Raw genomic sequence first — 22,440 nt, 5'->3', positions numbered from 1 at the left:
TCCCCCCAACATTCGCCGTACGCCGAAACACTACGACCGGCGCGAGCCACTCGGCAGGCTGCGCCCATGACCAGCGAACCGCCGCCCGAACGCCCCGGCTACGCACGGCTCTTCCGGATCGCCGAGTTCCGCGCCGTGTTCACCGCGCACGCCGCCTCCCTCCTCGGCGTCGTCGTCTCGGAGATCTCGCTCACCGTGCTCGTGTACGGGCTGACCGGGTCGCCGCTGCTCAGCGCGCTCACCTTCACGCTCGGCTTCCTGCCGTACCTCGTCGGCGGGACGCTGCTGTCCGGGATCGCCGACCGGTTCCCGGCCCGGCGGGTGCTCGTCGCCTGCGATCTCGTGTGCGCCGGGTGCGCGGCGCTGATGGCGCTGCCGGCCACCCCGGTCGCCGGGCTCCTCGCACTGCGCTGCGTCATCGCGCTCGTGTCACCGGTGTTCAGCGGCACCCGCATGGCCACGCTCGCCGATGTGCTCGGCGACGGCGACCTGTTCGTGCTCGGCCGCTCGCTGCTGCGCATCGTGTCGCAGAGCGCGCTCCTCGTCGGCTTCGGCCTCGGCGGCGTCCTGCTCACGGTCGTGTCCCCGCGCGCCGCGCTCACCGTCACCGTCGCCACGTTCCTGTGCTCGGCGACCCTGCTGCGCCTGGGGACGAAGGCGCGCCCCGCGCGGGAACGGGAGGCGGACGAGGGCGGCGCCCTCCTGACGTACTCGCTGGCCGGTGCCCGGCAGGTCCTCGGGCACCGCCGCATCCGCGCCCTGCTGCTCCTGCTCTGGGTGCCGCCCATGTTTGTGATCGCGCCGGAGGCGCTCGCGGCGGCGTACGCGGACGAGATCGGGGCGGGTGCGGCGGCCGTCGGACTCCTGATGTGCTCGATGGCCGTCGGGACCGTCACCGGCGAACTCGCCGCGGGCTCGCTGCTGTCGCCCTCCGCCCGCTCCCGTATCGCGCTGCCGCTCGCCTCGGCGACCCTGCTGCCCCTGATCGGCTACGCGCTCACGCCCGGACTCGCGTGGGCGGTGGTGATCCTGCTGCTTGCCGGGGCCGGATCCGCGTACACGCTCGGGCTCGACCGCTGGTTCGTGGACGCGGTGCCCGAGGAACTGCGCGGCCGGGCGATGGCGCTGCACAGCGCGGGCCTGATGACCATCCAGGGCGTGGGGACCGCGCTCGCCGGGGCCGCCGCCGAGGTCCTCGACGTGTCCACCGTCGTGTCCTGCGCCGGGCTCATCGGCGGGCTGTGCTGCGCGGCGCTCGCCCTCGAAGTACGGGCGAGCGGACGGGCCGCGGAAGCGGACGGTGGCCCAAAGGCCGAGACGGGGCTGACCGCCATGTGACCGCCCGGTAAGGTCGGATGCGTGCCGAAGCCCCTCTCTCTCCCCTTCGATCCGATCGCCCGCGCCGACGAACTCTGGAAGCAGCGCTGGGGGTCCGTGCCGTCCATGGGCGCGATCACCTCGATCATGCGCGCGCACCAGATCCTGCTCGCCGAGGTCGACGCGGTCGTCAAGCCGTACGGGCTCACCTTCGCGCGCTACGAGGCGCTCGTCCTGCTCACCTTCTCCAAGGCGGGCGAGCTGCCCATGTCGAAGATCGGCGAGCGGCTCATGGTGCACCCCACGTCCGTGACGAACACGGTCGACCGGCTCGTGAAGTCCGGCCTCGTCGACAAGCGCCCCAACCCCAACGACGGGCGCGGCACCCTCGCCACGATCACGGACAAGGGCCGCGAGGCCGTCGACGCGGCCACCCGCGACCTCATGGCGATGGACTTCGGCCTCGGCGTGTACGACGCGGAGGAGTGCGGCGAGATCTTCGCGATGCTGCGGCCCCTGCGGGTGGCGGCGAGGGATTTCGAGGACGCCGAGTGAGCTGACGCGTTAGCGTTTTCGCGGGTCAGCGCGGTGCTCCCCGCCGATGCGGGGGTGTTCCCAAGAGTGTGCTCACTCGGTACCGCAGCATTGAGCGCTCCCCGCTGACGCGGGGGTTTTTCGGGCGGTTACGCTCGTATCCATGAAGAAATCCGTGCTGACCCGCTACCGCACCATGGCCTATGTGACCGGTGTGCTCCTGGTCCTCCTGTGTCTCGGCATGATCGCCAAGTACGCGTTCGGCATGGACGGCGCCGCGGACTTCACGCGCGTCATCGCCATCGCGCACGGCTGGCTGTACGTCGTGTACCTGGTCTTCGCCTTCGACCTGGGCTCCAAGGCCAAGTGGCCGGTCGGCAAGCAGCTGTGGGTGCTGATCGCCGGCACGATCCCGACCGCCGCCTTCTTCGTGGAGCGCAAGATCTCCGCGGAGCTGGAGGGCAAGGTCACGGGCACCGACTCGAACCTCGCCAAGGCGTAACCCCGGCGCCGGACCTCGCGCGCGTCCCTCCCAGGAGCGGACGCGCGCGTTTTCTGTGACGAGGAGTGAGCAGCGCGCCCCGCGGCTCGCCGCCCGGTACGGGCAGGCCTTCCTCGACGACCCCGGCACGGCGGGCGAGCTGCGGCCGCCGCCCGCCGCCCGGAGTACCGGGAGCTGACCGGTGAGGCGGTGCGGCGCCTCGCGATCATGCAGACCGCCTGTGGGGCACGGACCTGACACCGTGTCCCCACAGGCACGCACGGCCCCGAGGAGCACCCGCATGACCGCCACCGCACCCCGCGTCGAGGACCATCCGCTGGTGAAGGCCGCGCGCCGGCTCGCCGCCGAGGTCCTCGCGCCCGCCGCCGAGGCCCACGACCGCACCGGCGTCACCCCGGAGGCGATCGCCGCGGTCAAGGCCTCGGGCGTGCTCGGCGCGAACGCGCCCGTCGAGTACGGCGGGTCGGGCGCCCCGGCCGCCGTGGGCCGCGAGCTCGCGGAGATCCTGGCGGGCGCCTGCTGCTCGACCTTCTTCGTCCAGGTCCAGCACCAGACGCCGGTACGCACCCTCGCCACGGGCAGCGCCGCGGCCCGCGAGCGGTGGCTGCGCCCGCTGTCCGAGGGCACCGCGCTCGCGGGCATCGCCTTCTCGCACCTGCGGGCCTTCCCGAAGCTGCCGGTGCGGGCGACACCGCTCGCGGACGGCGGGGTGCGCTTCGACGGACGGGTGCCCTGGTACACGGGCTGGGGTCTCAACGACGTGTTCCTGCTCGGCGGCGCGACCGAGGACGGCGAGGTCGTCTTCGCGGTGGCGGAGCCGCGCGAGCAGCCCGGCCTCACCCCCACCGAGCCGCTCCAGCTGGCGGCGCTCACCGGCACCCGCACCGTCGGCCTGCACCTGGACGGGCTCACGGTGGCCGAGGAGGACATCGTCGTACGACAGCCGTACGAGGAGTGGGCGCGGGAGGACCGGCCCAAGAACACCAACACCAACCCGGCCGTCTTCGGCGTCGCGCGCGCCGCCCTCGGCCTGCTCGACGCGTCCGGCGACGCCGAGGCCAAGGAGACGGCGGGCGTCCTGCGCGAGCGCCTCGACGCCGCGCGCCGGGAGGCGTACGCGCTGGTCGACGAGGTGCCGGCGGGGGAGGGGCTCGCGGACCGGCTCGCGGTGAAGACCCGCGCGTACGACCTGATGCGGGCGGCGACGACGGCCGCGATCGTGGCCGGTGGCGGCCGCGCCTTCGGCCTGTCGGCACCGGCCCAGCGGCTGGCCCGCGAGGGCCTGTTCCTGGTGGTGCAGGGGCAGACGGCGGACGTGCGCGCGGCGCATCTGGCGGCGCTGCGGGCCTGAGCGCGTCCGGGATCGCGGGGATCGGACGCCGTGGCCCATCGACATTTAGTAGGACGTCCAAGTAAATTTGAAGCATGGACGCTGACGCGATCGAGGAAGGCCGCCGACGCTGGCAGGCCCGTTACGACAAGGCCCGCAAGCGGGACGCGGACTTCACCACGCTCTCCGGGGACCCGGTCGACCCCGTCTACGGGCCCCGGCCCGGGGACGCGTACGAGGGCTTCGAGCGGATCGGGTGGCCGGGCGAGTACCCGTTCACGCGCGGCCTGTACCCGACGGGGTACCGGGGCAGGACCTGGACCATCCGCCAGTTCGCGGGCTTCGGCAACGCCGAGCAGACGAACGAGCGCTACAAGATGATCCTCCGCAACGGCGGCGGCGGGCTCTCGGTGGCCTTCGACATGCCGACGTTGATGGGGCGGGACTCCGACGACCCGCGCTCGCTCGGCGAGGTCGGGCACTGCGGCGTCGCGATCGACTCGGCGGCCGACATGGAGGTCCTGTTCAAGGGCATCCCGCTGGGCGACGTCACGACGTCGATGACGATCAGCGGCCCGGCGGTCCCGGTCTTCTGCATGTACCTGGTGGCGGCGGAGCGCCAAGGAGTGGACCCGGCCGTCCTGAACGGCACGCTCCAGACCGACATCTTCAAGGAGTACATCGCGCAGAAGGAGTGGCTCTTCCAGCCCGAGCCCCATCTGCGCCTGATCGGCGACCTGATGGAGCACTGCGCGTCGTCCATCCCCGCGTACAAGCCGCTCTCGGTCTCCGGCTACCACATCCGCGAGGCCGGCTCGACGGCCGCGCAGGAGCTGGCGTACACCCTCGCCGACGGCTTCGGCTACGTGGAGCTGGGGCTTTCGCGCGGCCTCGACGTGGACGTGTTCGCCCCCGGCCTCTCCTTCTTCTTCGACGCGCACGTGGACTTCTTCGAGGAGATCGCCAAGTTCCGCGCGGCGCGGCGGATCTGGGCCCGCTGGATGCGCGACGTGTACGGGGCGCGCAGCGAGAAGGCGCAGTGGCTGCGCTTCCACACGCAGACGGCCGGGGTCTCGCTGACGGCGCAGCAGCCGTACAACAACGTGGTGCGTACGGCGGTCGAGGCCCTCGCGGCGGTCCTCGGCGGCACCAACTCCCTCCACACGAACGCGTTGGACGAGACGCTCGCCCTCCCGAGCGAGCAGGCGGCCGAGATCGCCCTGCGCACGCAGCAGGTGCTGATGGAGGAGACCGGCGTCGGCAACGTCGCGGACCCGCTGGGCGGTTCCTGGTACATCGAGCAGCTCACGGACCGGATCGAGGCGGACGCCGAGAAGATCTTCGAGCAGATCAAGGAGCGGGGCCTGCGGGCGCACCCGGACGGGCAGCACCCGATCGGGCCGATCACGTCCGGGATCCTGCGCGGGATCGAGGACGGCTGGTTCACGGGCGAGATCGCGGAGTCGGCGTTCCGCTACCAGCAGTCCCTGGAAAAGGGCGAGAAGCGCGTGGTCGGGGTGAACGTGGCGGAAGGCTCCGTCACCGGCGACCTGGAGATCCTGCGGGTCAGCCACGAGGTCGAGCGGGAGCAGGTCCGGGTGCTCGCCGACCGGAAGTCGGGGCGGGACGACGCGGCGGTGCGGGCCGCGCTTGACGTGATGATCGGCGCGGCGCGCTCGGGTTCCAACATGATCGCCCCGATGCTCGACGCGGTCCGCGCGGAGGCGACCCTGGGCGAAATCTGCGGGGTGCTCCGCGATGAGTGGGGCGTATACACGGAGCCACCGGGCTTCTGACCGGGTGTGGTGGCGGGACCCGGCCGTCCTTGCCGCGCGGCACCGTGGCCCCACCGCGCCGTGGCGGGCCCCGCCGGCCCTGTTGCGCGGCACCACACCGTGGCGGGGCCCCGTCGTTTCCGTTGCGCGGCACCGGGGGCCGCCTTGCCCACCCTGCCGCCCAAGGCGGCAGATTGCCCAAGGCGGGACCGGATCATTCAAGCCCCTGCGGCGATTGAGCAGCGGGGTCCGGGGCGGAGCCCCGAATCCGTAACGCCGGTGCGGCAAAACAGCCCCGCCGGCGTTTGAGGCGCGGGGTCCGGGGCGGAGCCCCGTGGCCGCCACCACGGTGCCGGCCCAGGGGAGTTACAGGTGTCACCTGGTGATCTTGGGGTAGGCGCGGGCACGTCAAGTGCCCGCGAATACCCAGGAGCCACCGTGCCGCTGACCGCGCCCACCCGCACCACGACGACCGTCGCAGTCGCCGCCCTCGCCCTCCTCGGCGGGATCGCCATCGGCGGCGCGGGCGCGGTGAGCGCGAGCCCGCCCGCCGAGCCCAAGGTGCAGAACAGCTTCGACTCGCTCGGCGCCGACGTCCACGCCGCGGACCTGTCCTCCGGCCGCACCGCCCACTACACGGACTCCGGCCCGGCCGACGGCACCCCCGTGCTCTACATCGGCGGCACAGGAACCAGCGCCCGCGCCGTCCACATGACCGACTTCATGCGCACCACCAGGCAGAACCTGGACCTCCGCATGATCACGGTCGAGCGCAACGGCTTCGGCGACACCGATTACGACCCGAAGCTCGGCAAGGCCGACTACGCCAAGGACGCCCTCGAGGTCCTCGACAAGCTCGGCGTGCAGAAGTTCAAGGTGATCGCGATATCCGGCGGCGGCCCGTACGCCGCCGAGATCGCCGCCAAGGCCCCCGGCCGGATCAGCGCCCTGCACCTCGCCGCGGCCCTCCCGCCGTACGGCGAGAAGCCCGCGTACTGCGGCCTGACGGACGACCAGCTGGCCGCCGCCGTCAAGGACGAGATCAAGGACCCGCGCAAGTGGTGGGCCTTCCCCGACGACAGCCCGGTCAAGTCGATCCCCGGCTTCGCCGACACCGCGTACGAGGAGGGGGCGCGGACCTACAACCAGCGCGGCCAGCAGGCCGACCCGGCCCCGCAGGTGCACGAGCAGCGGCTGTACTGCGACCGCCCGGGCCCGGACCTGTCGAAGCTGAAGGCCCCGGTGTTCCTCTACCACGGCGACAAGGACACGACCGTGCCCGCGAGCACCCTCAAGGCCTGGCGCGACAACCTCCCGAAGACGGCGCCCGTGAAGACCCGTACGTACGCCGACACCGGCCACGACGTCCAGTACCGCCACTGGGACCAGATCCTGGTCGACCTGGCGGGCCGCGCCGACCGCACGGTGGTCTGCCACGACCGGCGCACGCGCGCGCTCCCGGCGACCGAGGCGGACGCCCTGGTGACCAAGAAGCGCGCCACGCTGGGCAGCTGCGCCTGGAACGACTAGCAGGCACCGCCCGTACACGGCACTAATCGGTGGCGGCGGCCGCGAGCCCTCCCAGCAGGAGGGCCGTGAACCGCCGCACCCACTCCGCGTCGGCCGGCTCCGCGCTCACCAGGGTGCGGTGCACGACCGCCCCCGCCGCCACGTCGTAGATGAGATCCGCCGTGGCCGCGGCGGCGGCGGCGTCCCGGGCCGGCGGAAGTTCGCCGCGGCGCTCGGCCCGCGCCCGCCCCTCCAGGACGAGTCGTTTCTGCCGGTCGACGATCGACGTACGGATCCGGTCCCGCAGCGGCGCGTCGCGGGTGGACTCGGCGACCACGGCCATCAGCGCCGTCTTCGTCTCGGGCCGGTCCAGGATCGCCGCGAACTGCCGCACCACGCCCTCCACATCGGAGGCGAGCGAGCCCCGGTCGGGCAGCTCCAGCTCGTCGAAGAGGACCGCGACCGCGTCCACGACGAGCTCGCTCTTGCCCGGCCAGCGGCGGTACAGCGTCGTCTTCGCGACACCCGCGCGCGTGGCCACGTCCCCGAGCGTCAGCTTCGACCAGCCGAGCTCCACGAGCGCGGCCCTGGTCGCCTCCAGGATCGCCTCGTCCGCCGCGGCGGAACGCGGACGCCCCGTCCGTACGTTGGCAGGGGGAGAGGGGCGAGACGAAGGGGACGAGGGAGACGGCGTGCGGCTCTGCATGGTCGTCGACCATACCGGCGGGTACGGCCGAAAGATCGCGTGAGGCAGATCACCGGGCGATCACGGGGGCCCGGTTCCCGCGTCCCGCCCATGGCAGTTACGCTACGAGTCGTAGCGAAAGCTCGATCTCGTACGAGCGCCTCGGATCTGCACCCCGGGGCGGCCCGGACGAGCGGCAACCACTAGGTGCCGGGTGGGGACCCGGTGCCGAAAGCGCAACCAGGCCGAGTCCGCTCCGTGCCTCCAGATGCGTCTCGCATTCCGGCGGGAGGTGCACGGGGCAGGACCCGGCCCACAACTGTCCGCGGAAGGGGGAGACTGTACGCATGCAGCCACGGAACATGTCCATGAGCGGAGTCGTCGACCTCGCCGCGGTGAAGGCGGCCCAGGAGGCCAAGGCGAAGGCGGAGCAGACGCGCGCCGAGCAGGCCCGGCAGGGCGGCGGCGGTGCCGTACCGCCGTCGAGCCTGGTCATCGACGTCCAAGAGGCCGACTTCGAGAGCGCCGTATTGCAGCGCTCCGCCGAGGTGCCCGTCGTCATCGACTTCTGGGCCGAGTGGTGCGAGCCCTGCAAGCAGCTGAGCCCGCTGCTCGAGCGGCTCGCCGCCGAGTACAGCGGCCGCTTCGTGCTCGCCAAGATCGATGTCGACGCCAACCAGATGCTGATGCAGCAGTTCGGGGTCCAGGGGATCCCGGCCGTCTTCGCCGTCGTGGCGGGCCAGGCCCTCCCGCTCTTCCAGGGAGCAGCCCCCGAGTCCCAGATCCGGGGCACGCTCGACCAGTTGATCCAGGTCGCCGAGGAGCGCTTCGGGCTCACCGGCATCGCCGTCGACCCGCAAGCGGAGGGCGAGGCGCCGGTCGTGGAGGAGGCCCCGGCGGGCCCCTACGACGCGCTCCTCGAGGCGGCCGTCCAGGCCCTGGACGCCGGCGATCTCGACGGCGCCGTGCAGGCCTACAAGAACGTCCTGTCCGACGACCCGGGCAACACCGAGGCCAAGCTCGGCCTCGGCCAGGCGCAGCTCCTCCAGCGCGTGCAGGGCCTCGACCCGCAGCGGGTCCGTCAGGACGCCGCGGAGAAGCCCGCCGACGCGCAGGCGCAGATCGCGGCGGCCGACCTGGACCTGGTCGGCGGTCACGTCGAGGACGCCTTCGGCCGGCTCGTCGAGACGGTGGGGCGCACGGCGGGCGAGGAGCGGGACGCGGCGCGTGTGCGACTGCTCGAACTGTTCGAGGTCGTGGGCGGCGACGACCCGCGCGTGACGACGGCGCGTACGGCTCTGGCCCGAGTTCTCTTCTGAGCCGTCAGTGACCAGTTGTTAAACACTGCGGCTTGTGATGCCGGAGTGAAAATTCTGTCGCCGGGGGCTCACAGCGGCCGCGTTTTGCCAAAACTTGGCAATCGCGGCCGCTGTTACTTGGAGTAAGTCGGACCCGATCTTCTGTCCGATTTCGTCCCATATTCAACCTGTATAAAAACTCGGTTGACTGCACCCTCAGTTGTTGTTCGGTGTCACTCTGCACGTGTTCGGTTACCCGTCCGTTACCCGCGAGTAACGAACCCCCTTGTGTCTGCGCCGCGAATGCACCACGATCGGGCACGCTCGGTCCTCTCCCCACCGTCCGGCAGCCATTCGTGCGGCGGGGTTTTTGGGTCCCCACCGGGCGGTCGACGGCGAACCAAGGGGAGCGCCGGCGGTCTAAGGACAGGGGGGTCTCAGCCTTCCGGCTGGGCCTGTCCGGCAGGTTGCGCGTGATGGCTCAGGTGCGACCAGTGGTTGTCGCTCGGGGGTGATCGCCGGTGATCAAGGTGCGGAACAGACCAAGCACTTCCGATGCGGGCGCTCTCCTTCCCGAGGACGTAGCACTTCTCCCATCCCTGCCCGGCTGAGCCGCCTCTAGGGGCAGTCAGGGCCGGAGATGTACGTCCGAGAAGGAGGAACAGTCATGAAGTCCGTGACTCGTGGCGGAACCAGATGGAAGCGGTTCGCCGTAGTCATGGTGCCGAGCGTCGCGGCGACTGCCGCGATAGGCGTGGCCCTGTCCCAGGGTGCGCTCGCGGCATCGTTCAGTGTGTCGGGTCAGTCGTTCAAGGTGACGGCCGATTCCCTCGACGGCAAGGGCTTTGTCCAGTACGGAGCCGTCGACTCCGGCAAGACGGGTGCCCACCCGGTCGCCGTTGTCGGCATGAAGACCGCGACGATCAACAACCTCTGCCAGTCGGTGGTTGTCCCCGTCCCGGTCTTCGGCGATGTGTCGATGAAGCTGTCGGCCGGTGCGGACAAGAGCGCTCCGGTCGAGGCCAAGACCCTCTACATCGACGCCGATGACCTGAAGGCCGATGCGACCTTCAAGAACATCGACATCGGTGTGGCTGCGGGTGACGCCAAGAAGGGCCCCGGTATCCACCAGGGCGACAAGGCGGACCCCAACGCGTTCGCGCAGCAGGCCGACTCGGTGCACTTCGAGAACGTCCAGCAGCGTGCGTGGGCCACGACAGCCGGCACCTTCAAGCTCTCCGGCCTCAAGATGAAGGTCCAGAAGGGCAAGCACGAGTGCTACTAGGCCCACAGGGCCCGTGTACGGGCCGGGGTCTTGGCACTTGATGTGCTGAACGGCCGGGCGCGGGGGCACTCGCAGTGACGTGGGGTCGTCCCCGTGCCCGTTTCCGGACAGCCACCATCACCACAGATCAACGCCTTTCCCGAGGAGCTGTACGACATGAGCGCCGAAGCGCACGAAGGACTGGGCCCCAAGCTTGGTCAGATGCGCCAATCGTTCCGAGGGTGGCGCGGTCAGCGCCCGTTCTGGGGCGGTCTGCTGTCAATCCTCGGCGGCCTCCCGATCATGTACTTCCCGTACGCGAACCTCGCGATCGGCAACATGACGATCAAGATGGCGACCACGGCCGGTGCCGGATCGCTCATCATCGGTGTCCTGCTGGTCGTGCTCGGCCTGACGATGTGGTTCCAGCCGCACTCCCGTGTGTTCGCGGGTGTCGCGGCGATTCTTCTCGCCCTGGTCTCCCTCGTGGTTTCGAACTTCGGCGGCTTCGTCATCGGTTTCCTGCTCTCCCTCGTCGGTGGTGGCCTCGGCATCGCCTGGGCGCCGGCGGAGCAGCAGGACGACTCGGCCGGGAAGGGCGGTGACCAGGCCACGTCCTCCCCGGACGCGGCGCCGGTCGTGCCGCCGGTTGCGGGAGCCACCTATCAGGTCGCGGGCGTAAACGACGACGTGTCAGGGACGAGCCCGAACAACGGGACGAACGGGAGGCACCGTGCCGGCTGACGAGGTGCAGTACGAGGGCTCTTCGGAGCCCCGTGCGAGAACCGGGCCGCGGCATGCGGCGCGGCGGCATGCGGCACCAAAGAAGCATCTCTTCACCAAGATGCACATGCCGGCGGGCAAGGCGGTGGCTCTCGCGGCCATGCCCACGGCCGTGCTCATGGGACTTGGCCTGACGCCGACGCTCGCGTCGGCCAAGGACAATCCGACGAAGTTCTCGGTCGACGACTACAAGGCGTGCGCCGACGCCGTCGAGTCGAACAAGGACGACGGGTCCGACGAGGCCAAGGACAAGGCCAAGGAGTCGGCGAAGCCGACCCCGAAGCCGTCCCCCTCCGCCTCCGAGGACGCCGAGAGCAAGAAGGAGAAGGCGACCCCGACTCCTTCGCCGTCCGCCTCCGAGTCCAAGGAATCGACGGACTCCGAGGACAAGGACGCGGCCACGCCGTCGCCCTCGGCGTCGGAGACCAAGAACCCGCTGGACCCGCTGGGCGTCGGCGACGCCCTGAAGAAGCTCACGTCCGGCGACCAGGAGTCCGAGAGCGCGACTCCTTCGCCGTCGGCGTCGACGTCTTCGAAGGACTCCGGCGGCCTGCTCGGTGGCACCACCGACAAGGTGGGCGACACGGTCAAGGACACGACCGGGTCGGTCAAGGACACCACCGACAAGCTCGGCGACACGGTCAAGGACACCACCGACAAGGTCAAGGACACGACCGACAAGGTGGGGGACGCGGCCAAGGACGCGACCAAGAACGTGGGCGACCCGCAGGGCTCCGGCGATGTGCCGGACAACTGCCCCGCGGCCACGGACGCGTCGGGCGCCGACGAGGACACCCCGTCCCAGCTTCCGGACAAGACGTGGAAGCTGGAGGCCAGTTCGCTCCTGCTCAAGGGGGCGGACTACAAGGGCCTCGTGGACGTCCGGATGGCCGACGGGTCGACCAAGCGCGTCATGAAGTACGTCGTCTCCAAGGGCACGGACATCGGTGATCTGCACCAGATCGCCCCGGGCCCGGACGGGAAGTTCTTCCACATCCGGTCGGACAAGGGCTCCACGTCCACCATCCGCGACGGGCAGACGACGATGTACACGGAGGAGCTCTCGGGCAATCTGTTCGGGCTCGTTCCGCTGACGTTCAACGCCAAGAACCCGCCGCCGCTCAACCTGCCGACCCTGTTCTTCACGAACGTCAAGGTCACGCAGGCCTCGCAGTTCGGCGGGACCCTGCACGTGCCCGGTCTGCACACCACGGTCGAGGACAGCTGACCGTAGTCTCAAGGCCCGTTCGGGAGCCGCACACGACAAAGGGCGCCCCCTTCAAGGGGGGCGCCCTTTGTCATGCGCTCATGTCGTGCTCGGGCGCGCGGTGACGCGTCAGTCGCGCTCGCCGCCGCCCAGGTGGTGCACCCGGACCATGTTGGTGGTGCCGGGGACGCCGGGGGGCGAGCCGGCGGTGATGACCACGGTGTCGCCGTCGTCGAAGCGGGCCAGCTTGACGAGCTCCGCGTCGACCAGGTCGACCATGCCGTCGGTGTTGTCCACGTGCGGCACGACGTGCGACTCGACGCCCCAGCTCAGCGCGAGCTGGTTGCGGGTCTCCTCGTCCGTGGTGAACGCCAGGATCGGCTGGGCGGCGCGGTAGCGGGACAGGCGGCGGGCCGTGTCACCGGACTTGGTGAAGGCGACGAGCGCCTTGCCGTCCAGGAAGTCCGCGATCTCGCACGCGGCGCGGGCCACCGAACCGCCCTGCGTACGCGGCTTCTTGCCCGGCACGAGCGGCTGGAGCCCCTTGGAGAGCAGCTCCTCCTCGGCCGCCGTGACGATCTTCGACATCGTCTTGACGGTCTCGATCGGGTACGCGCCCACACTCGACTCGGCGGACAGCATGACCGCGTCGGCGCCGTCGAGGATCGCGTTCGCGACGTCGGAGGCCTCGGCGCGCGTGGGGCGCGAGTTGGTGATCATCGACTCCATCATCTGGGTCGCGACGATCACCGGCTTGGCGTTGCGGCGGCACATCTCCACGAGGCGCTTCTGCACCATCGGGACCTTCTCGAGCGGGTACTCGACGGCGAGGTCGCCACGGGCCACCATGACCCAGTCGAAGGCCGCGACGACGCCCTCCATGTTGGCGACGGCCTGCGGCTTCTCGACCTTGGCGCCGACGGGGACGCGACGCCCCTCCTCGTCCATGATCTTGTGGACGTCCTTGACGTCGTTGGCGTCGCGCACGAAGGACAGGGCGACCATGTCGCAGCCCATCTTCAGCGCGAAGCGCAGGTCCTCGATGTCCTTCTCGGACAGGGCCGGGACGTTCACCGCCGCGCCGGGCAGGTTGATGCCCTTGTGGTCGGAGATGACACCGCCCTCGACGACGATCGTCTTCACGCGCGGTCCGTCGACCTCGACGACGCGCAGCTCGACGTTGCCGTCGTTGATCAGGACCTGGTCGCCCTTGGAGACGTCGCCGGGCAGACCCTTGTAGGTCGTGCCGCAGATCGACTTGTCGCCCGGGACGTCCTCGGTGGTGATGGTGAACTCGTCACCGCGCACCAGCTCGACGGGGCCCTCGGCGAAGGTCTCCAGGCGGATCTTCGGGCCCTGGAGGTCGGCGAGCACACCCACGGCGCGGCCCGTCTTCTTGGCGGCGGCGCGAACACGGTCGTAGCGACCCTGGTGCTCGGCGTGGGTGCCGTGGCTGAAGTTGAAGCGGGCCACGTTCATGCCGGCCTCGATCAGCGAGACGAGCTGCTCTTCGGAGTCGACGGCGGGGCCCAGCGTGCAGACGATTTTGGAACGGCGCATGGGGGCGATCCTATCGGTTTGTTTCGCTACGGAATATTCCGTCTGGTGGAATCTACAAATGGGCGGGTGGGCGCTCAGTCGTTGCGCTTCTGTACCAGGGCGTAGGTCTGCTGCGCGATCTCCAGCTCCTCGTCGGTCGGCACCACGGCCACGGCCACCCGGGCGTATTCGGGGGAGATCAGCCGGGGTTCGTCGGAACGTACGGAATTGAGCTCACCGTCGACCGCGAGACCCAGCTCCTCGAGGCCCGCCACCGCAGCCTCGCGCACCGGCGCCGCGTTCTCGCCGACCCCGGCCGTGAACGCGACCGCGTCCACCCGGCCGAGCACCGCGTAGTAGGAGCCGATGTACTTCTTCAGGCGGTGCACGTAGATGTCGAAGGCGAGCTTCGCCTCCTGGTCGCCCTCGTCGATGCGGCGGCGGATCTCCCGCATGTCGTTGTCCCCGCACAGCCCGATCAGGCCGGACTTCTTGTTGAGCAGGTCGTCGATCTCGTCCGCCGACATATTGCCCACCCGCATCAGATGGAAGATGACGGCCGGGTCGACATCTCCCGAACGTGTACCCATCACGAGCCCCTCAAGCGGCGTGAGCCCCATCGAGGTCTCCACGCACTGTCCGCCGCGGACCGCGGAGGCGGAGGCACCGTTGCCCAGGTGCAGCACGATGACGTTGACGTCCTCCGGCTTCTTGCCGAGGAGCGCCGCCGTCCTGCGGGAGACGTACGCGTGCGAGGTGCCGTGGAAGCCGTAGCGGCGCACGCGGTGCTCGTCGGCGGTCTTCACGTCGATCGCGTAGCGCGCGGCCGACTCCGGCATCGTCGTGTGGAACGCCGTGTCGAAGACGGCGACCTGCGGCAGGTCCGGGCGGAGCGTCCGGGCGGTGCGGATGCCGGTCAGGTTCGCCGGGTTGTGCAGCGGCGCCACCGGGATGAGCCGCTCCACCTCCTTGAGCACCGCGTCGTCGATGACGGTCGGCTCCGTGAACAGCTTGCCGCCGTGCACCACGCGGTGGCCGATCGCGGCCAGCTCGGGGGAGTCCAGGCCGAGCCCGTCCTCGGTCAGCTCCGCGGCGACCGCCTTGAGCGCCTCCTCGTGGTCGGCGATCGGCCGGTTCTGCTCCCGCGCCTCGCCTCCCTCGATGAGCGGCGTGTGCTTCAGGCGGGAGGTCTCCTCACCGATGCGCTCGACCAGGCCCACGGCGAGGCGCGAGTGGTCCGCCATGTCGAGGAGCTGGTACTTCACCGACGAGGAGCCGGAGTTGAGGACGAGGATGCGAGTCGCGGTCACGGTACTGCTTTCGGTGGGAGTGGGGAGGAGGGTCAGGTGGCCGGCGTCTGGGCCTGGATCGCCGTGATGACGACCGTGTTCACGATGTCCTGCACGAGCGCGCCGCGCGACAGGTCGTTGACCGGCTTGCGCAGGCCCTGGAGGACCGGGCCCACGGCGATCGCGCCGGCCGAGCGCTGCACGGCCTTGTACGTGTTGTTGCCGGTGTTGAGGTCCGGGAAGATCAGCACGCTGGCCTGGCCCGCGACCTCGGAGTCGGGCAGCTTGGTCGCCGCGACGGACGGCTCGACGGCGGCGTCGTACTGGATCGGGCCCTCGATCTTCAGGTCGGGCCGCGCCGCCTTGACGATCTCCGTGGCCTCGCGGACCTTGTCGACGTCGGCGCCGGAGCCCGAGGTGCCGGTGGAGTACGACAGCATCGCGATCCGCGGCTCGACGCCGAACCGGGCGGCGGTGCCCGCGGACTGGGTGGCGATGTCGGCGAGCTGCTGGGCGTTCGGGTCCGGGTTCACGGCGCAGTCGCCGTAGACGAGGACCTTGTCGGCCAGGCACATGAAGAAGACCGAGGAGACGATCGCGGCGTCCGGCTTGGTCTTGATGATCTCGAAGGCGGGCCGGATCGTGGCGGCCGTGGAGTGCACGGACCCGGAGACCATGCCGTCGGCGAGGCCCTCCTGGACCATCAGGGTGCCGAAGTAGTTCACGTCGGCGACCACGTCGTGGGCCAGCTCCGGGGTGACGCCCTTGTGGGCGCGCAGCGCCGCGTACGCGTCGGCGAATCGTTCCCGCAGCGCCGAGGTCTGCGGGTCGATGATGTCGCTGTCGGCGAGGTCGACGCCGAGGTCGGCGGCCTTCTTGCGGATCTGCTCGACCGGGCCGAGGAGCGTCAGATCGCAGACGCCGCGGCGCAGGAGCACATCGGCGGCGCGCAGCACGCGCTCCTCGGTGCCCTCGGGCAGCACGACGCGGCGCTTGTCCGAGCGGGCCTGCTCCAGGAGCTTGTGCTCGAACATCATCGGGGTGAGGCGGTCGGAGGACGGCGCCTGGATCGTCTTCAGCAGGGCCGCCGTGTCGACGTGCTTCTCGAAGACACCGAGGGCGGTCTCCGCCTTTCGCGGCGTCGCGGCGTTCAACTTGCCTTCCATGGCAAAGAGTTCGGCCGCCGTGGGGAAGGAGCCGCCGGCGACCGCGATCACCGGGGTGCCCGGCGCGAGCCGCTCGGACAGCTTGAGGATCGCGTCGCCGGGCCGCTCGTTCAGCGTCAGGATCACGCCCGCGATCGGCGGGGTGCCCGCGCTGTGCGCGGCGAGCGCGCCGACGACCAGGTCGGCGCGGTCCCCGGGGGTGACGACCATGCAGCCCGGGGTCAGGGCGTTGAGGAAGTTCGGCAGCATGGCGCCGCCGAAGACGAAGTCGAGCGCGTCGCGGGCGAGGCCCGAGTCGTCGCCGAGCAGCACCTTGCCGCCCAGCGCGTGGGTGATCTGGGCGACGGTGGGTGCGGCGAGCGCGGGCTCGTCGGGCAGCACGTAGCAGTCCACCGGCAGCCGCCCCGCCAGCTGCTCGTGCACCTCGTCCCGGTCCCCCGGCGCCACGCGGTTGACGACCATCGCGAGGACGTCGCAGCCGAGGCCGTCGTAGGCGCGGTAGGCGTTGCGGGCCTCGGCGCGCACCGACTCGGCGGTCTGCTTCTTGCCGCCGACGACGGGGATCACGGAGGCGCCGAACTCGTTGGCGAGCCGCGCGTTGAGCGCCAGCTCGTCCGGGAGCTGGGTGTCCGCGAAGTCGGTGCCGAGCACGAGCACGACGTCGAAGTCGCGGGCCACCTCGTGGAAGCGGTCGACCAGGCGGGAGACCAGCTCGTCGGTGCCCTGCTCGGCCTGGATCGCGGAGGCCTCGTGGTAGTCGAGCCCGTAGACCGTCGCAGGGTCCTGCGCGAGGCGGTAGCGCGCCCGCAGCAGATCGAAGAGCCGGTCGGGGCCGTCGTGGACGAGCGGCCGGAAGACGCCCACCCGGTCGACCTGCCGGGTCAGGAGCTCCATGACCCCCAGCTCCACGACCTGGCGGCCGTCGCCGCGATCGATCCCGGTCACGTACACGCTGCGCGTCACGCGTGCTCTCCGTTTCCCTCGTGGTTCTACGCGTCCTGGTCCTACGCGTCCCAACCCGGAGCTTCCGGGTCGATTCGGTCTCTTTCGGGTCAAAAAAAGGCGCGCAATGGAAGCCGTGCCCCCTTGACAATACCTCTGTCGGTGGCTAGGTCGCCCGCCGGACAGAAGGCCTTTTCCACCGGGTACAAGTGCCCATCGAACCCCTGCCGAAGCTCCCTGCACAGCCGAGCGCGAGCGCGTCCCCTCCAAGGGCGTGGAACAATCGACATCGCTCACCGACGTACCAGTAGCGAGCAGGAGACACAGCACGATGCGTATCGGAGTTCTCACCGCAGGCGGCGACTGCCCTGGCCTGAACGCCGTGATCCGGTCGGTCGTGCACCGCGCCGTCACGCACTACGGCGACGAGGTGCTCGGTTTCGAGGACGGCTACGCGGGGCTGCTCGACGGGCGCTACCGCCCGCTCGATCTGAACGCGGTCAGCGGAATCCTCGCCCGCGGCGGCACCATCCTCGGCTCCTCCCGCCTGGAGCGCGACCGATTCCGGGCGGCCTGCGAGAATGCGAAGCAGCTCGCCGAGGAGATCGGTTTCGACGCCCTCATCCCCATCGGCGGCGAGGGCACGCTGACGGCGGCCCGGATGCTGTCCGACGCGGGCCTGCCGGTCGTCGGCGTTCCGAAGACGATCGACAACGACATCTCGTCCACCGACCGCACCTTCGGCTTCGACACCGCCGTCGGCGTCGCCACCGAGGCCATCGACCGGCTCAAGACGACCGCCGAGTCCCACCAGCGCGTCATGGTCGTCGAGGTCATGGGCCGGCACGCGGGCTGGATCGCCCTGGAGTCCGGCATGGCGGGCGGCGCCCACGGCATCTGCCTGCCGGAGCGGCCCTTCGACCCGTCCGACCTGGTCAAGATGGTCGAGGAGCGGTTCTCCCGCGGCAAGAAGTTCGCCGTCATCTGCGTCGCCGAGGGCGCCCACCCGGCCCCCGGGACGATGGACTACGGCACCGGCGAGATCGACCAGTTCGGCCACGAGCGCTTCCAGGGCATCGGCACGGCCCTCGCCTACGAGCTGGAGCGCCGCCTCGGCAAGGAGGCCCGCCCGGTCATCCTCGGCCACGTGCAGCGCGGCGGCACCCCCACCGCGTACGACCGCGTGCTCGCGACCCGCTTCGGCTGGCACGCCATGGAGGCCGTGCACCGCGGCGAGTTCGGCAAGATGACCGCGCTGTACGGCACCGACATCGCGATGGTGCCGCTCGCCGAGGCGGTCACCGAGCTCAAGACGGTCCCGAAGGACCGGATGGACGAGGCGGAGTCGGTCTTCTAGGGCCGCGGAGCAGCCCTTACGGATGACGGATCCTGGACCAGAACTCGTCCAGGATCCGCTCCAGGAACTGCCGTCCCGCGTCCCCCGAGCCGGGGGACGTGCCACCGCCCCAGCTCAGCGTGGCGGCCATCAGCGCCTGGTACTCCAGGTGCATCTCGTGCAGTACGTCCTCCAGCTCGCGGCGCTGCACCGGCACGAGCCGGGCGATCGGCCGCACGGACCCCTGCCAGCGCGTGCGCACCGCGTCCCGCAGCAGCTCCGCGAGGTGCGCGTCGCGCCCGGTCACCGTCGCGAGCGCGCGCGGGCTGAGCCGCAGCGTGTCGGCGAGCGCCGTCGACTGCCGGTCGTTGCCCTGCCAGTCGCCGGTCTCCTCCATCCGCAGATACGAGTGGATCTCCAGGCCGACGGAGCGGGCCACGTCCTCGGGCGCGAGCCCCAGCGCGAGCCGGTGCTCGCGCAAGGTCCGCGGCACGCCGATGAGTTCGCTCATGGAGCACCACAGCGCCCCCGCGAGCGCCGTGAGTTCCCCGGCGGAGGGCGCCGCGTCGCCCCGCTCCCACGCGACGATCACGTCCGGCGTGATGTGCGCGAGCCCGTAACTGGCACGCATGCCGTACGCGACGTGCCCCGGCGCCATCCCGAGCGCTTCGCGCAGACGTCGGGCGGCGGGGGCGTTGAACGGTGGGGTGGGCTGGTTGGGCATGGCCTCGTGCTGCACGGGCACAAAGTAGGGGGTCGCGGGGCGTTTGGCTACGGTCTGTACGTCCTACGTGACAAGTTGGTGTCTGTTGACGGAACTTGTCGCCCGCCCGTCTCATGCACAAGGACGAGAGCGCTCAGCCCTTCACCGCGCCGCCCAGCGCGAAACCGCCGCCGAAACGCCGCGACACCAGGACGTACAGCAGCACCACGGGCGTCGAGTAGATGATCGAGAACGCGGCGAGCTGCCCGTACACGACGGTGCCCCGGTTGCCGAAGAAGTCGTTGATGCTGACCGAGGCCGGCATCTGGTCGGGGGAGAGCAGCAGCATGAACGGGACGAAGAAGTTCCCCCACATCATCGCGAACGAGTACACGGTGACGACGGCGACCCCGGGCCCCATCAGCGGCAGCACGATCCGCACGAGCCCCTGGAAGGTGTTCGCGCCGTCCGTCCACGCGGCCTCCTCCAGTTCCTTCGGCACGCCGTCCATGAAGTTCTTCATCAGCCATACGGCGAACGGGAGCTGGGACGCGGCGAAGAAGTAGATCGTGCCCGACATCGTGTCGATCAGGTTCACCTGCACGAACAGCGCGTACACCGGGACCATCACCGCCGTGATCGGCAGACACGTCGCGAACAGCGTCGTCGTGAGGAACGGGGTGTTCAGGCGCGAGCGGTAGCGGGAGAGCGGATACGCGGCGAGCGCGGCGCAGCCGACCGTCAGCGCGGTCGCGCTGCCGCACAGGATCAGCGAGTTGAGCAGCGGCGTGAAGGTGACATCGGGTGTGAGGACGTCGTCGAAGTTGCCGAACGTGAACTCCGAGGGCCACTTCACCCGCAGATTCGCGCCCGCGTCGAGCGAGGAGAGCACGACCCAGGCGAGCGGCAGCGAGAAGGCGAGCGCGACGAGGAGCAGCGCCGCGTCCGCCGAGAGTCGTCTACGGATCCGGGTCTTCACTCAGTCCTCCGTGCGCAGCAGCCGCATGTACACCAGTGAGAACAGGGAGCCGACCACGAGCAGCAGCAGCGCGACCGCGGTGCCGTAGCCGATCATGCTCTTCTGGAAGGCCTGCTCGTACATGAACAGGGGCAGGGTCTGGCTGTGATTGCCGGGCCCGCCCCTCGTCATCACCCAGATCAGTCCGAAGACCGACAGGGTCTGAAGGGTGTTCAGCATCAGGTTCGTGCCGATGGAGCGGCGGATCATCGGCAGCGTGATGTGCCACAGGCGCTGCCAGGCGTTGGCCCCGTCCACCTCGGCGGACTCGGTGACCTCCGTCGGGATCTCGGAGAGCGCCGCCGAGTACACGAGCATCGAGAAGGCGGTGCCGCGCCACACGTTCGCGAACGACACCGCCAGGATCGGCAGGGTGAACAGCCAGTTCTGGCCGGGCAGTTGGAGCCAGTCGAGAATCGCGTTGAGGGTGCCCTCGCGGCGGAAGAACGCGTACAGCAGAAACCCGGCGACGACCTCCGGCAGCACCCACGCCGTCACCACGACCGCCCCGGTGACCGTCCTGACCGGCTTCGACGCGCGCTGCATCAGCGCGGCGAGCGCGAGCCCCAGCGTGTTCTGGCCGACGATCGACGACAGGAACGTGAAGACGAGCGTCAGCCATACGGCGTTCAGGAACGCGTCGTCCTTGAACGCCGCAGTGAAGTTGTCGAAGCCGACGAACGACGACTCCGCCTGCCCGGTCAGTTGCAGATCGGTGAAGGCGATGTAGGCGCAGTACGCGATCGGTCCCGCGAGGAAGAGGGCCATGAGGACGGTCGCCGGGGCGACCGGCACGAGCCGGAGGACGGTTCTGCGGCGGGTACGGGTCACTGTGACGCTCGCTTCTCGTTCAACCCCCTTGCGCTTACGGCTTCTTGACGACCTTCCCGTCCGTCGCCGTCCTCACCTGCTCGTCGTACGTCGACGCCGCCTTGTCGACCGAGGCGTCGCCCGTCGTCACCGACTCCATCGCCTCCTGGATCGCCGTGGACACCTTCGGGTACGCGGGGTAGGCCGGCCGGTAGTGGGTGCTCGCCACCAGGTCCGTGAAGAACTTGATGCCGGGCTGCGCCTTCACGTACGCGGGGTCGGCGGCCACGTCCTTGCGGACCGCGATCCCGGAGTTGGCGATGTACCAGCGCTTCGCGTTCTCCTTCGTCTGCATCGTCTTGACGAAGTCGAAGGCCAGGTCGGGGTTGGCGGACTTGGCCGGGATCGCCCAGGTCCAGCCGCCCGACATGGAGACCTTGCCGGGGGCCTGGCCGGTTTGCGTCGGCATGTGGGCGAGGCCGAGCTTCTGGGACCACTCGGGCCACTCGTGGCCGCTGCCCTTGATCCAGTCCTGCGGCAGCCAGGAGCCGTCGAGGTTGATGCCGAGCTTGCCCTCGGGCAGCAGCTCGCCGCGCACCTGGGTGGGGAAGTTGGGGTCGAGGGCGTCGGAGACGTCGGGGCCGAGCTTCTCCTTGAAGACCGTCCGCACGAAGTTCAGGCTGTCCTTGAACGCCTTCGTGCCCGTGACCCACTTGCCCGACGCCTTGTCGTAGAGCGGGTCGGCGGTCCCCGCGCCGGTCCCGTACAGGAGCATCTGGAAGCCCTGCATCGTCGAGGCCTCACCGGCCGGCTTTCCCGTGTAGACGTTCAGCGGGGTGACGCCGGGGACCTTCCTCTTGATGGTGCGGGCCGCGTCCAGGACCTCGTCCCAGTTCTTCGGCTGCCACGGCACCTGGATCCCGGCCTTCTTCAGGATCGCCTTGTCGTACCAGAGGCCGCGGGTGTCGGTGCCGTCCGGAACCCCGTACGTCTTCCCGTCCCTGGCCTTCGCCGCGGTCTTCGCCGTGTCGATGAACTGGCCCCAGTCCGGCCACTTGTCCAGATAGGAGTCGAGGGGCTTCAGATAGCCGCTGGCGATGTCGGAGTTGATGAGGAAGGTGTCCTCGTAGACGAGGTCGGGCGCCGTCCTGGGGGAGCGGAGCATCTGCTGGAGCTTGGTGTAGTACTCCGCGTCCGGCGCCTTGATCGGGACGAACTCCACCTTCTTGCCGGGGTTCGCCTTCTCGAACTCCTTCTTCATCGCGGCCAGGTAGTCGTCCATGACCTTGACCTTGTTGTCCGTGGACTGCTTGAAGGAGACCTTGATGGTGTCCGAGTCGCTTCCGGAGCCGCCGCCGCAGGCGGTGAGCGTCGCGGCGGCCAGCAGACCGGTGACGGTGAGGATCGGGGCGGTGGGACGCACGGGCACGACC

Annotated in this window: 20 protein-coding genes; 12 read left to right on the top strand and 8 right to left on the bottom strand. The window is 70.1% G+C overall.

Features of this window, described 5'->3' with window-relative positions:
• The first annotated feature begins 66 nt into the window (after window positions 1-66).
• The 7 genes from ACNYS0_RS14175 (at window position 67) to ACNYS0_RS14145 (ending at window position 6,988) form a co-directional block, all read left to right on the top strand.
• The gene (locus ACNYS0_RS14175; RefSeq protein WP_422473741.1) at window positions 67-1,338 is read left to right on the top strand and encodes an MFS transporter; all 1,272 of its coding nucleotides are present in this window, start codon (window positions 67-69) and stop codon (window positions 1,336-1,338) included.
• Between the two features lie 21 nt (window positions 1,339-1,359).
• Window positions 1,360-1,872 (top strand): MarR family winged helix-turn-helix transcriptional regulator, encoded by a 513-nt coding sequence (locus ACNYS0_RS14170; RefSeq protein ID WP_422473739.1) that lies wholly within the window; start codon window positions 1,360-1,362, stop codon window positions 1,870-1,872.
• Between the two features lie 142 nt (window positions 1,873-2,014).
• Window positions 2,015-2,353: a DUF3817 domain-containing protein gene (locus tag ACNYS0_RS14165; RefSeq protein ID WP_422473737.1), complete on the top strand. Its 339-nt coding sequence runs from the start codon at window positions 2,015-2,017 to the stop codon at window positions 2,351-2,353.
• 55 nt (window positions 2,354-2,408) lie between these two features.
• Window positions 2,409-2,531, top strand: coding sequence for a hypothetical protein (locus ACNYS0_RS14160; RefSeq protein ID WP_422473735.1), 123 nt, complete (start codon window positions 2,409-2,411; stop codon window positions 2,529-2,531).
• Between the two features lie 102 nt (window positions 2,532-2,633).
• Window positions 2,634-3,704, top strand: coding sequence for an acyl-CoA dehydrogenase family protein (locus ACNYS0_RS14155; protein ID WP_422473733.1), 1,071 nt, complete (start codon window positions 2,634-2,636; stop codon window positions 3,702-3,704).
• A 74-nt stretch (window positions 3,705-3,778) separates the two neighbouring features.
• A complete protein-coding gene (locus tag ACNYS0_RS14150; RefSeq protein WP_422473731.1) occupies window positions 3,779-5,479 on the top strand; it encodes a coenzyme B12-dependent isobutyryl-CoA mutase large subunit in 1,701 nt (566 codons plus the stop codon).
• Between the two features lie 417 nt (window positions 5,480-5,896).
• On the top strand, window positions 5,897-6,988 hold the full coding sequence (locus ACNYS0_RS14145; RefSeq protein ID WP_422473729.1) for an alpha/beta fold hydrolase: 1,092 nt from the start codon (window positions 5,897-5,899) through the stop codon (window positions 6,986-6,988).
• A 22-nt stretch (window positions 6,989-7,010) separates the two neighbouring features.
• On the opposite strand, the gene ACNYS0_RS14140 is transcribed toward ACNYS0_RS14145, so the two are convergent.
• Window positions 7,011-7,673: a TetR/AcrR family transcriptional regulator gene (locus ACNYS0_RS14140; RefSeq protein ID WP_422473727.1), complete on the bottom strand. Its 663-nt coding sequence runs from the start codon at window positions 7,671-7,673 to the stop codon at window positions 7,011-7,013.
• 326 nt (window positions 7,674-7,999) lie between these two features.
• Between ACNYS0_RS14140 and ACNYS0_RS14135 the strand changes: the two genes are divergently transcribed.
• From ACNYS0_RS14135 to ACNYS0_RS14120, 4 genes are all read left to right on the top strand, one after another.
• Complete coding sequence (locus tag ACNYS0_RS14135; RefSeq protein ID WP_422473725.1) at window positions 8,000-8,971, top strand: tetratricopeptide repeat protein; 972 nt, start codon at window positions 8,000-8,002, stop codon at window positions 8,969-8,971.
• Window positions 8,972-9,617: 646 nt separating this feature from the next.
• Window positions 9,618-10,235 (top strand): DUF6230 family protein, encoded by a 618-nt coding sequence (locus ACNYS0_RS14130; protein ID WP_422473723.1) that lies wholly within the window; start codon window positions 9,618-9,620, stop codon window positions 10,233-10,235.
• Between the two features lie 156 nt (window positions 10,236-10,391).
• Window positions 10,392-10,958 (top strand): DUF6114 domain-containing protein, encoded by a 567-nt coding sequence (locus ACNYS0_RS14125; RefSeq protein WP_422473721.1) that lies wholly within the window; start codon window positions 10,392-10,394, stop codon window positions 10,956-10,958.
• Window positions 10,959-11,064: 106 nt separating this feature from the next.
• The gene (locus ACNYS0_RS14120; RefSeq protein WP_422473719.1) at window positions 11,065-12,225 is read left to right on the top strand and encodes a hypothetical protein; all 1,161 of its coding nucleotides are present in this window, start codon (window positions 11,065-11,067) and stop codon (window positions 12,223-12,225) included.
• Window positions 12,226-12,333: 108 nt separating this feature from the next.
• Here ACNYS0_RS14120 and pyk read toward each other — a convergent pair whose 3' ends face one another.
• The 3 genes from pyk to pta form a co-directional block, all read right to left on the bottom strand.
• Window positions 12,334-13,764: a pyruvate kinase gene (pyk, locus tag ACNYS0_RS14115; protein WP_422409928.1), complete on the bottom strand. Its 1,431-nt coding sequence runs from the start codon at window positions 13,762-13,764 to the stop codon at window positions 12,334-12,336.
• A gap of 74 nt (window positions 13,765-13,838) precedes the next feature.
• The gene (locus ACNYS0_RS14110; RefSeq protein WP_422473717.1) at window positions 13,839-15,053 is read right to left on the bottom strand and encodes an acetate kinase; all 1,215 of its coding nucleotides are present in this window, start codon (window positions 15,051-15,053) and stop codon (window positions 13,839-13,841) included.
• 32 nt (window positions 15,054-15,085) lie between these two features.
• Window positions 15,086-17,161, bottom strand: a complete 2,076-nt coding sequence (pta, locus tag ACNYS0_RS14105; protein ID WP_422473715.1) for a phosphate acetyltransferase — start codon at window positions 17,159-17,161, stop codon at window positions 15,086-15,088.
• A gap of 310 nt (window positions 17,162-17,471) precedes the next feature.
• Between pta and ACNYS0_RS14100 the strand changes: the two genes are divergently transcribed.
• On the top strand, window positions 17,472-18,497 hold the full coding sequence (locus ACNYS0_RS14100; RefSeq protein ID WP_422409934.1) for a 6-phosphofructokinase: 1,026 nt from the start codon (window positions 17,472-17,474) through the stop codon (window positions 18,495-18,497).
• A gap of 16 nt (window positions 18,498-18,513) precedes the next feature.
• Here the strand turns inward: ACNYS0_RS14100 and ACNYS0_RS14095 are convergent, their stop codons facing one another.
• From ACNYS0_RS14095 to ACNYS0_RS14080, 4 genes are all read right to left on the bottom strand, one after another.
• Window positions 18,514-19,200: a helix-turn-helix domain-containing protein gene (locus ACNYS0_RS14095; protein WP_422482635.1), complete on the bottom strand. Its 687-nt coding sequence runs from the start codon at window positions 19,198-19,200 to the stop codon at window positions 18,514-18,516.
• A gap of 133 nt (window positions 19,201-19,333) precedes the next feature.
• Window positions 19,334-20,158, bottom strand: coding sequence for a carbohydrate ABC transporter permease (locus ACNYS0_RS14090; RefSeq protein WP_422473713.1), 825 nt, complete (start codon window positions 20,156-20,158; stop codon window positions 19,334-19,336).
• Window positions 20,159-20,965: a carbohydrate ABC transporter permease gene (locus tag ACNYS0_RS14085; RefSeq protein ID WP_422482633.1), complete on the bottom strand. Its 807-nt coding sequence runs from the start codon at window positions 20,963-20,965 to the stop codon at window positions 20,159-20,161.
• A gap of 97 nt (window positions 20,966-21,062) precedes the next feature.
• Entirely contained in the window at window positions 21,063-22,430 is a 1,368-nt protein-coding gene (locus ACNYS0_RS14080) for an ABC transporter substrate-binding protein (protein ID WP_422473711.1), read from the bottom strand.
• Window positions 22,431-22,440 lie beyond the last annotated feature (10 nt).

The sequence above is a fragment of the Streptomyces anthophorae genome (assembly GCF_049310305.1).
Taxonomy (GTDB): Bacteria; Actinomycetota; Actinomycetes; order Streptomycetales; family Streptomycetaceae; genus Streptomyces.
This window is presented reverse-complemented; position numbering and strand designations above follow the sequence as displayed.